The sequence below is a fragment of the Streptomyces sp. NPDC047072 genome (genome assembly GCF_040643855.1).
In the GTDB taxonomy this organism is placed as follows: domain Bacteria; phylum Actinomycetota; class Actinomycetes; order Streptomycetales; family Streptomycetaceae; genus Streptomyces.
On record NZ_JBEYVC010000262.1, the window covers coordinates 1 to 10,871 of the forward strand.

Sequence of the window (10,871 nt, forward strand, 5' to 3'; positions counted from 1 at the left end):
GCCGTCGCGACGGCGGCCTCCGCGGCCGCGGAACCGGTGGCCGACTCGATCGGAGCCGCGGCTGAGGTCGATGCCGGCGTCGGTGTAGAAGGTCACGGCCTTTCGCATACCGTCCGCAGGTCGCTCAGACCGACGCCTCGGCCCGTCGCCGCATCAACTCCCGCTCCCGCTCGCGCCGCGCGGTGACGTCCCGGATGACCGCGCCGCAGTAGGGGCTGCCGTCGGGGCCCGACAGCAGCACCACGCTGAACTCGATGGAGATCTTGCGGCCGTCCGCCGCCAGCGCGGGCACGTTCAGCAGATCCGCGTCCCCGTACTTGCTGGACCCGCGCTCCATGGCGGCGTCGAAGCCTTCCTGGTGCCGCTTGCGGTGCCGCTCGGGAATGATGACGTCCAGACTCCGCCCGGTCACGTCGGCTGCCGGGAACCCGAAGATGCGCTCCGCGCCCCGGTTCCAGTAGTGGATCAGTCCTTCCCTGTCGGTGATCACTATGCCGTCCGGTGCCTGGGCTGCCATGGCCAGCACCACCGCGGAATCCAGATCTTCCATGTCGCCTCCGAGCCGGGGCCGTTGGATGGCCAATAGTATACAGAATACTGTCGTCACGCGGCAGAGTGCAGCCCTCTGGGGCACGGATATGCAGGTGAAGGGCGCTCCGAAAGCTTGGTATTGTTGTCCATGTCGCCACGGGGAACACCCCCGTCAAAGCGGCAGACACCTCGTCCGGGTGGCGGAATGGCAGACGCGCTAGCTTGAGGTGCTAGTGCCCTTTATCGGGCGTGGGGGTTCAAGTCCCCCCTCGGACACCAGCTGAGACCCCACTTCATGTGGGGTCTTTTTGGTTGTCAGGATTGACGACGCTCCGGTCGACATGGCATGTTCGCGTCTACCTTCCCGCGAGACAACGTTGTCAAGGAGTCTGCCCGATGAGGCTGTTCCTCAGACGGATCATGGCCCGCGCGACCGCTGCGGGCGTCGGCCTGCTCTTACCGGGCCTGTTGTTGGGGGGTGCGCTCCCGGCGGCTGCGACTGAGGCCGCGGCCGCCGCGGCGCCGGTCTCCGACCCGGCCGCGCTGGTGAACCCCTTCATCGGCACCCAGAACTTCGGAAACACCTTCCCCGGGGCGAGCGCCCCCTTCGGCATGGTCCAGGTCAGCCCCGACACCGGCGGCCAGGGCGGATACGACTACCAGCAGAACAGGATCCACGGCTTCAGCCAGACCCACCTCTCCGGCGTCGGCTGCGGTGTCGCCGGCGAACTGCCCCTCATGCCGACCACCGGCGCGGTCGACAGCGTGGACCCCGACACCTACCGCTCCACCTACACGCACGACGACGAGGAAGCCACCCCCGGCTACTACCGGGTGGGGCTGAAGACGTACGGCATCGACGCCGAGCTGACCGCCACCGAGCGCACCGGCTGGCAGCGGTACACCTTCCCCGCCACCGGTGCGGCGAACGTGCTGTTCAACACCGGCAAGGCGAACCAGAAGGTGTTCGACTCCGAGGTGCACGTGGTCGGCGACCGTACCGTCGAAGGGCGGGTGCGCGCAGGGGAGTTCTGCGCCGGACGGGACCGGCACACCGTCTACTTCACCGCCACCTTCGACCGCCCCTTCAAGGACCACGGCACCTGGCGCGGTGCAACTCCCGCGCCCGGCACCCGAGATGCGGCGGGCGAGGGAGGCAACGGCGCCTGGGTGACCTTCGACGCCACCGCCGACCGGGACGTCGTCGTGAAGGTGGGGCTGTCGTACACCGGCCTCGACGGTGCCCGGAAGAACCTCGCGGCGGAGACCGGCGACTCCTACGACTTCGACGCCACGCGCGCGGCCCTGCGCGCCAGTTGGGAGAAGCAGCTCTCCTCGGTCAGGATCGGCGGCGGCGACCCGGACCGGCAGAAGGTGTTCTACAGCGCCCTCTACCACGCCCAGTTGCACCCGAACCTCGCCGGTGACGTAGACGGGCGCTACCTGGGCTTCGACGGCACCGCGCACACCGCGGCCGATTTCACGCCGTACCAGAACCTGTCCCTGTGGGACACCTACCGTCCGCAGAACCAGCTCCTCGAAATGCTGGAGCCGCGCGTCGCCCGGGATGTCGCGCTGTCGGTCGTCGCGATCGGCAGGGACGGCGGCTGGCTGCCCCGGTGGGCGCTGGCCAACAGCGAGACCAACATCATGACCGGCGACCCCGTGACGCCGTTCCTCGTCGAGGCGTGGTCCAAGGGCCTGCTGGCCGGGCACGAGGACGAGGCCTACGCGCTGCTGAGGAAGAACGCGACGAGCACGCCGCCCGCGGACTCCCCGTACAACGGCCGCTCCGCGGTGGAGTATTACGCCCAGCGCGGATACATCCCCTCCGGTCTGGAGCGGGGCAAGGACTGCGCGGACAAGGGCGGCGACAACGACTGCGACCACCCGGCCTCCGCCACCCTGGAGTACGCGGCGGCGGACGCGTCCCTGGCCCTGATGGCCGAAGGGCTCGGACACGGCGCCGACGCACGCAAGTTCGCGGCCCGCGGCCAGTGGTACCGCAACCTCTGGGACTCCTCGACCGGCCGGTTCCGGCCGCGCACGACCGAGGGCACGTGGCTGACGCCGTACGACCCGGTCGAGGCGGGCCACCAGTTCCACGAGGGCGGTGCCTACCAGTACCAGTGGCTCGTGCCGCAGGACCCCGCCGGGCTCGTCGAGCTGATGGGCGGCCGCAAGGCCACCGAGAAGCGGCTCGACTCCTTCTTCGTCCACGACAAGCTGCTCACCGATCCGGCGGGCACCGCGCGCGAGGACTGGATCTCCCAGCCGTACGACTACTACGGCAAGGCGACCTACAACCCGAACAACGAACCCGATCTGCTCGCGCCGTACATGTATCTGTGGGCGGGCGCGCCGGCGAAGACGGCGACCGTCGTGCGCGCCGCGATGACGCTGTTCACCAACGGGCCCGACGGCATGACCGGCAACGACGACCTCGGCACCATGTCGGCCTGGTACGTGTTCTCCTCGCTCGGCCTGTACCCGACGATGAGCGGCGGCGGCTTCCTGGCGCTGTCCAGCCCGCAGTTCGAGTCGGCGACCGTTACCATCGGCACGTACGGGAAGCGGCAGGGTGGGACGCTGAGGATCAGCGCGCCGGGGGCGAGCGAGGCCCAACGGTACGTCCAGAAGGTGTCGTTGGACGGCCGCGAGGTACGGGGCACCTCGCTGGACTGGGACAGGATCGCGCACGGCGGCACGCTGGCCCACCGGCTCGGTACGGCGCCGTCCGCCTGGGGCACCGGTGCGGGCGCCGCACCACCGTCGGTCAACCAGGCGGCTGCGGACGGCCGTCGGCACCTCGACGCGTCCCTGCGGAGCTCCGCCGACGTCGTCCCGGTCGGCGACACCGCGCAGACCGCCCACCTCACCCTGGACGTCCTCGGTCAGACCCCCGGTGAGCTGCGCGTGGCAGTGAAGGCACAGGCGCCGAACGGCTGGCGGGTGACGACAACTCCCCGCTCACCGCTGCGGATCCGGTCCCAGCGTCTGCCCGTGCAGCAGACCGTCGAGCTGGCGGTGGGCGTGCCGCCCGGCACCGCCACCGGGTCCTACCCGGTGCGGGTCACCGTGGAGGCGAAGGGAGTTGGCACCGTCACCCGGGAGGCCACCGTCGAGGTGCGCCCGGCGGCGGAGTGCGCCACGGTCGCGGACGGACAGTGCGCGGTCGACCTGAGCAGGGACCTGCAACACGACGGGACGGCGACCGTCGAGGAGTCCGGCCAGGGCGACTTCGACGGCGGCGGCTGGAGCTACGACGCCGACCTGCTGCCGCCCGCCGGTCCCGTCACCTGGGACGGAGTGACGTACGACGCCCCGGACCCGACCGGCACCGCGGCGAACTTCGTCGAGGCCCGCGGCCAGACCCTGATGCTGCCCGCCCGCGGCCAGGGCACCCTGCGCCTGGTGGCGGCCTCGCACAACGGGCCGGTGACGACCCGGCTGACCGTCCGGTACGCCGACGGCAGCAGCGCCGAGGTCCCGCTCCAGGTCGGCGACTGGGCCGGACCGGCGCCCGTGGGCAGCACCGTCGTCCTCGACATGCCCCACCGGATCAAGTCCGGCCAGGGTGTCGACTTGCCGCCGGTACGGCTGTTCGGCCAGTCCGTCGCGTTGGACGGCGCGAAGGCAGTGCGCTCGGTGGTGCTTCCGGACGACGCGCGGGTGGAGGTGTACGCGATCACCCTGTCGTAGGCCATCCCCGGCTCCCCTTCGGCCATCGGCCGGAGAGGAGCCGGGGACTGCTCCGTCAACCGCCGAGCCCCACCGAGAACACGTGCAGATTCCCGTTCTTCGGCAGGGTCACGGACGCGATCCGCTTGCCCTCCGGCACGTCGTACGGCTGGGTCGCGAAGACGTACACCGGCGCGCCCTTGCCGCCCGGTGTGTTGCGGTACTGCGTCCTCGCCACCACGGTGTTGCCGTAGACCGGCTCCGAACCCCCGCCCGGCTTGGTCCAGTCGCCGAAGGACAGGTCGGCCTGGGCCGTGGTGCCGTCGGTGAAGCTGACCGTGGCGCTCCCCTTCTGGTCGCCGTTGGTGGCCGAACCGACGAACAGGAGCCGCTCGGCGTCCTTGCTGTCGGCCGCGATGTCGAGCGTCTGGCCGTTCGCCGTGATGTTGTCCGGCCGGGTGACGGGCGGACCGGGCCAGACGAAGGACGTGCCCGAAGCCTCCACCCGCGCACCGCCCGTGAGCCCGGCGGCTGCCAGCGCTTGGCGCGAGTAGCTGTTCCCGGCGCCGTCGTAGTCGGCCTCGACGGCCTTGCCGTCGCCGGACACGCCCGTGCCCGAGTACGCGCCGGCGAGGGCCGCGGTGACCCCGCCGTCCTCGGCGACCAGCACGATCGCGGTGCGCTGCACCGAACTTTCGCCGCTCCCTCGGATGTTGAGCGGGACTTCGTAGTAGCCGGGGTCGGTGCCGGTCGCCGCCGTCACCGTCAGGTCGGCGGTGCCGGAGCCCGTGCGCGGGTCGAGGGAGACACGTCCACCCGAAACCGTCAGCCCGGCAGGGGCGTTCGCGGCGACCGTGACAGAGCGGTCGTGTCCGCCGAGCCGCTGCGCCGACACCGTGAGCCTCGCGCCGGCACCACCCGGGGCGGCGATCACCTGGTTCGGAGTCGCGTACGCCAGGAAGTCCTGTTCGCCCTCCCGGTACGACGGCGGCTCCGCCTTCGCCGAGGCCGCCCAGGACTTGTCGGGTGTGGCGGACAGGTCGAAGTCCAGTCGGGCACCCTTGGTGACCGCGGACTGTGGGAGATAAGTGCGCTGCCAGTCACGGCCGTTGAGCCGCAATCCGTGCACGTACGGCGTGTCCGCGGCGGCCTTCGGGGCACGGAGGTCCAGGTCGCGTCCGGTGCCCGGCAGGTCCAGGACCACGCGCGGGAACAGCGGGCTGTGCACCGACAGGTCGGGGGTGCCCGGGGTGGCGGGGTAGAGGCCGACCGCGGCCCAGACGTACCAGGAGGACAGGGCGCCGAGGTCGTCGTTGCCCGGTTCGCCGTCCGGGGTCGGGCTGAAGAGGGTGGTGGCGATCCGGCGTACCGTCTCCTGGGTCTTCCAGGGCTGTCCGACGTGGTTGTAGACCCATGGGACGCCGAAGTTGACCTCGTTGCCGGCCCACATGTACGGCTCGTTCGGCCCGGCGTTCAGCTCGGTGAAGAAGGTGTCGAGCCGCTGCGCCGCGATTCCGCGGCCGCCCATCGCCCGGACCAGTCCGGCGGTGTTCTGCGGCACCAGCCAGTTGTACTGCGCCGCGTTGCCCTCGTCGAAGCCGTCCTGCCCGAACCGGCCCGCCGCCGGCGGCTGGTAGCCGGGCCCGTCGGGGAACCGGCCGTCCTCGCCGCGCGGGGAGAGGTAACCGGTCGCCGGGTTCAGGACGTTCTGCCAGTTCTGGGCGCGCCGGGTGAAGGTGCGTGCGGTGTCCAAGTCGCCCGCCGCCTTGGCCAGTTGGGCGATCCCGAAGTCGTCGATCGCCCACTCCAGGGTGACCGAGGCGCCGACACGGGCGTGATCGCCGCGCACGACACTGTTGTTCGCGTAACCGCGCGCCAAGTAGTCCTCGATACCCGGCCGTTCCTGGTACGCGCCGGGCGTGCTGTCGACCGAAGTCGCGCCCTTGACCAGGTACTCGAGCGCGGTGTCCAGGTCGAAGTCACGGGCGCCGTAGGCGTACAGGTTCGCGATCAGCGCCACCGAGCTGTCGCCGGTCATCTGGGCCGTGTAGTCGTTCGCGAGCGGCCAGCGCGGCCACCACCCGCCCTGTACGGCGTCGTTGACGAGCGACTGCGCCATGTCGCTCGCCTGCTCGGGGAAGAGCATCGCCTGCAGCGGGGCGAGGCTTCGGTAGGTATCCCAGTCGGAGAAGTTGGCGTACTGGGTGCGGCCCTTCGGCAGCGTACGGATCTCGTCGTCGAAGCCGATGTAGCGGCCGTCGGCGTCGTTGAAGGTGTTCGGGTGCAGCAGCGAGCGGTAGAGGGACGTGTAGAACATCGTCCGTTCACTCCTCTCGCCGCCCGCGATCCGGATCCTGCGCAGTGCGTCGGTCCACTCGGCCCGGGTCTGCCGGCGTACGTCGTCCAGGCTCCAACCGGGTATCTCGGCGGCCATGTTGGCCCGGGCGCCGTCGACCGAGACGTACGACATGGCGACCTTGGCGCGGACCGTGCGACCCTGCGCCGCGTCGAAGGTCAGGTAGGCGCCCGCCTTGGGGGAGTCCACCGCATCGCCGCCCTCGGTGACCGAGTCGCCGTCCCAGGTGCCGTGGGCGGTGAAGGGGCGGTCGAAGGTGATCGCGTAGTACAGGGTGTACTCGTTGCCGTTGCCGCAGAAGTCGCCCGTGGTCGCGGAGCCGGTGACCTCACGGTCGCCGGTGATCCGGACCTCGGCTTTCTTGTCGCCCTTCAGGCTGCCGCCGCCCTTGACCAGCACCTGTGCCTTGCCCGCCGCCTCCGTGGGGAAGGTGAACGCGGCGAGTCCGGTGCGGGTGGTGGCGGTCAGTTCGGTGCGGGTCCGCGTGGTGTCGCCGGTGGTCACGGCGTAGTAGCCGGCCTCCGCCCGCTCGTCGGTGTGCGTGAACTTCTCGGTGCGGTCCCACGGCGCGGCCCCGAGGTCGCCGACGACCGGCAGCAGCGGCACGTCACCGAACGCGGTGCAGCCGACCGACGCGTGATCGAGGCTGAAGCCCTTGATCCGCTCGCTGTGGTACTGGTACCCGGCGTAGGAGCCCTCGGTGTCGGGGGAGAACTGCATCATGCCGAACGGGGTTGACGGACCGGGGAAGTTGTTGATCTCTCCCACCGACTCGCCGCCCCTGCCGGTGCCGATGAGCGGGTCCACGTAGGCGGCCGGATCGTCCACCAGCGTGGACAACGTTGTCGTGGTGGCCGGCGACGACGGCGAGGCGGAGGCTGACCCGCCCGGTGCCACCGCCAGCGCCGCCAACACCGCGGTGACGGCGGCGACTTGCGTGCTGAGACGTCTCATGTACGACTCCTGCGTAGTCGGCTCAAGGGTTTTGACGCAGCGTCACGGCGAACAGCTTGAGCCGTGTCTGGTCCGGGAGAGTGAGTGAGCGGACCGTCCGGTCCGGGTCGAGCGGGATCGTGCGCGCGTAGATGTCGACCGGCGGCCCGTCGCGGCCCACGCCGGCGCGGTAGCGGTACGGTGCCGCGACGGCGACGTCCTCGCCGACCTGGGGGCCGGAGGCCCAGTCGCTGAAGCGCAGGGGGAGGGGCGCGGTCGATCCGTCGGTGTAGGTGACGGTGGCGACGTCGTCCACCGCTCCGCTGCTCGCGGCCCCCAGCAGCCGCAGCTCGCGGGCGCGGAGAGCGGGCAGCGCGAGCGTCTGGCCGTGGGCGGTCACCGTGTTGGCGACGCCGTCCGCACCCGAGGGGAAGCCGAACGGCGTCCCGGCGAGGACGACCGGACCGGGCGCGGGCAGCGTCTCGGCGGCGTAGCTCCAGCCGAGCCCGTCGAAGTCGCCGTCGTCGGGACGGGCGGCGGACGCGATCGCGTCGCGGTCGTACGTGCCGTCCAGGTCCAACGCGCAGGCGTCGTCGCTCTGTTCGCAGCCCACGCGCTCGACGTCGACGGTCGCGACCGCCGAGGCCCGGCCGCCGTCACGGGTACGCACCGTGACAGTGATCCGGTGCGTCCCGGCGGCCGTTGTGACGGGCACCCGCACATCCCGGGTGAGGTCGAGCTGGGCGAAGCGCCCCTGGCTGCGTACGGCGAACGCGTGCTCCTGACGTACACCGTCGAAGATGACGGCGAAGCTGCCGCGGACCGTGCCCGGACCCTGGACCGTCACGCGCGAGGTGAGGGACACGGTGGCCGCGCGGCCCGCGATCGCGACGGTCCGCTCGGGTCCCACGCCCACGGTCAGCGAGCGCTCCGGTCGGGTCGGCGGCACCGGCCGCACCGGTCCGGGACGGCCGAGCGCGCGCAGGTCGATCGCGTCGGCCATGGCCTGGTAGCCCGCGTCGCCGGGATGCAGATGGTCCCCGCTGTCGTAGCGCGGCAGCATGCGCTGCGGGTCGGCCGGGTCGCGGACGGCGGCGTCGAAGTCGACCACCGCGTCGAAGACGCCACCGGACCGGATCCAGCTGTTGACGCCCTCGCGGGCGGCCTCCTTGTCCGCGTCGTACGGTCCGAAGCCCCCGAAGGGCGTGAGGGTGCCGCCGATCACCCGCAGGCCGGCGGCGTGGGCGCGGTCGGCGATCTCCCGCAGGCCCGCGATGATCCGGTCCGGGTCGTGCTGGCCCTGGAGGATGTCGTTGATCCCTTCCAGCACGACCACCGTACGGACCCCCGCCCGCTGGAGGACATCGCGGTCCAGCCGGGCCGTCGCGCGTTCACCGGCGCCGTCGAGCAGGACCCGGTTGCCCGCGATGCCGGCGTTGAGCACGCCGAACCGGGCGGCGGTCCCGTGGCTCGCGCTCAGGCGTGCCGCCAGGCGGTCCGGCCAGCGGCGGTCGGTGTCGGGCGTGGACTGGTCGCCGTCGGTGATGGAATCGCCCAGGGCGACGACCGCGCCCGCTGCGGAGCCGCCCGGCTGCACGTCCACCTCGGTGACGTAGTGCCACGACCGCGTCGTCGACGGCAGCCCGCCCGCGCCGAGGTCGCCGGCGTGGTCCGTGCCGTCCGTGGCGTAGAAGGACGTCGCCAGCCCGAGGTAGTGGTAGGTGACCGGGCCGGAGGGGTCGGGTGTGTAGGTGGTGACGAAGAGGTCGGCGGCCTCGGCGAGCGGAAGGTCCACGGGGTCGCTGTAGAGTTCCGCGCCCGCCGGGACCGTCACGGCGCGCTGCCCGCCGAAGGTCACGTCCCGCAGGGTGCCGGGCGCGATCACCGCGCTGCCGGGGACACGCTGCAGGCCCACCGTGGTGTGCGCGAACAACACGGGCTTCGTACCGAAGGCGTTGGACAGCTTCACCCGTACGCGCTCTCCGCCGATGCTCGTGTGGACGAGGTTGCGGATGGTGTAGCCCGCGTAACCGGCTTCGCTCACACCACCGTTGGCCGCGGCCGCCCAGGTCCCGACCCAACTGCCATTGTCTGGCGGGGGAGTTGCCGCGACGGCCGCGGCGGCGGGACAACACGCGGCCATCAGGAACAGCACGATCAGTGTCACGAACCTGCGCATGGGCAATCCCCCGAGTTCGGCTCTCCCGGCTCACGGACCCCGCGTGCCAGTCGGCCAACTCGCGCCGCGCATGGCAACGTTGTCACCATCTGACGGGCAGAAGGTAGCAGCGACGGCGCGAGCCGCCAAGGGGATGGTCCGGATCCCGCTGTCTAATGCCCCGTGGGCGTCCGGTCGTTCTCCAGCGCCGGTGCCAGCAGATGGCAGAGGGCGTCGGCCAGCAGGCGCAGCGGGTCCGCGGTGTCCGACGGCCACCCGGCGGCGATCCACATGGAGAAGAACGACTCGGTCTGCAGTACCGCCATCAGCGCCCGCTGGCGGGCCTCCCCGGGGTCGGTGTCCCGCCAGCGGTCGGGCTGTCCGAGCAGGAGACCGACGTAGTGCTCATGCGCCTTGAGGTAGCGCGCGCGGCCCTCGCTGAGGCTGCGGAACGCCCCCGGGGCCGCCGCGTTGGTGACCCGGCGGATGGGCGCCATCTCCCGCCAGCGGGTCTCCGCGTCGTCGAGCCAGCTCCGGATGCCGGCCGGCGTCCACCGCGGGAGTGCGGCCAGTTCGGCGTACGCCTCGCCCATCAGGCCGTAGACGCGGTCCACGAGCGCGTCGACGATCTCGGCCTTGCCGGGGAAGTGGGCGTAGACCGTCACCCGGGTCACCCCCGCGGCCTGCGCGATGTCCTCCATGCGCGCGTCGAGAAAGGACTTCTCGGCGAACACCGCGACGGCCGCGTCGAGCAGTCGGCGGTGGGTGAGCTCTTTCTGCTCTTCGCGCAGGTTCTTGCGGGGTGTTGGCTCCATGCACCCAGTCTCTGCTACGAGCGCCGCAGGACTTCACCATACGCCGTGTATGGTGAACCGATGTCGCCATACGCCGTGTATAGCGAAGCGCGAGCCTGCCGAGGAGCACAGTGAGCGAGCCGAGTTCTCCGCAGGCGGCCCCCGCGTCCCGCCGCCGGATCCTGAAGGTGCTCAGCGGCCTGCTGCTGGCGCTCTTCGTCTCGACCCTCAGCAGTACCGTGGTCTCCAGCGCGCTGCCGAAGATCATCGGGGCCGTGCACGGGACGCAGACCCAGTACACGTGGGTCGTCACCGCGACCCTCCTCACCACGACGGCCACGACTCCGATCTGGGGCAAACTCGCCGACCTCTTCAGCAAGAAGACGCTGCTCCAGGCCGCCATCGTCATCTTCGTGCT

The 10,871-nt window shown here is 71.3% G+C and carries 6 protein-coding genes and 1 tRNA gene; 3 read left to right on the forward strand and 4 right to left on the reverse strand.

The window, feature by feature from the left end:
- Window positions 1-124: 124 nt before the first annotated feature.
- Complete coding sequence (locus ABZ896_RS49900) at window positions 125-550, reverse strand: PAS domain S-box protein (protein ID WP_360945200.1); 426 nt, start codon at window positions 548-550, stop codon at window positions 125-127.
- Between the two features lie 172 nt (window positions 551-722).
- Between ABZ896_RS49900 and ABZ896_RS49905 the strand changes: the two genes are divergently transcribed.
- A tRNA-Leu gene (locus ABZ896_RS49905) sits at window positions 723-810 on the forward strand.
- Between the two features lie 117 nt (window positions 811-927).
- The gene (locus ABZ896_RS49910) at window positions 928-4,233 is read left to right on the forward strand and encodes a GH92 family glycosyl hydrolase (protein ID WP_360945203.1); all 3,306 of its coding nucleotides are present in this window, start codon (window positions 928-930) and stop codon (window positions 4,231-4,233) included.
- Between the two features lie 55 nt (window positions 4,234-4,288).
- Here ABZ896_RS49910 and ABZ896_RS49915 read toward each other — a convergent pair whose 3' ends face one another.
- The 3 genes from ABZ896_RS49915 to ABZ896_RS49925 all read right to left on the reverse strand — a co-directional run bounded on the left by ABZ896_RS49915 (window position 4,289) and on the right by ABZ896_RS49925 (window position 10,474).
- The gene (locus ABZ896_RS49915; RefSeq protein WP_360945206.1) at window positions 4,289-7,522 is read right to left on the reverse strand and encodes a GH92 family glycosyl hydrolase; all 3,234 of its coding nucleotides are present in this window, start codon (window positions 7,520-7,522) and stop codon (window positions 4,289-4,291) included.
- A gap of 22 nt (window positions 7,523-7,544) precedes the next feature.
- Window positions 7,545-9,680, reverse strand: coding sequence for an SGNH/GDSL hydrolase family protein (locus ABZ896_RS49920; RefSeq protein WP_360945209.1), 2,136 nt, complete (start codon window positions 9,678-9,680; stop codon window positions 7,545-7,547).
- Window positions 9,681-9,832: 152 nt separating this feature from the next.
- Window positions 9,833-10,474 carry a helix-turn-helix domain-containing protein gene (locus ABZ896_RS49925; RefSeq protein WP_360945213.1) on the reverse strand — a complete coding sequence of 214 codons (642 nt, stop codon included), beginning with the start codon at window positions 10,472-10,474 and terminating at the stop codon, window positions 9,833-9,835.
- A 110-nt stretch (window positions 10,475-10,584) separates the two neighbouring features.
- Between ABZ896_RS49925 and ABZ896_RS49930 the strand changes: the two genes are divergently transcribed.
- The coding region (locus tag ABZ896_RS49930; RefSeq protein ID WP_360945216.1) for an MFS transporter at window positions 10,585-10,871 on the forward strand (287 nt) is incomplete at its 3' end.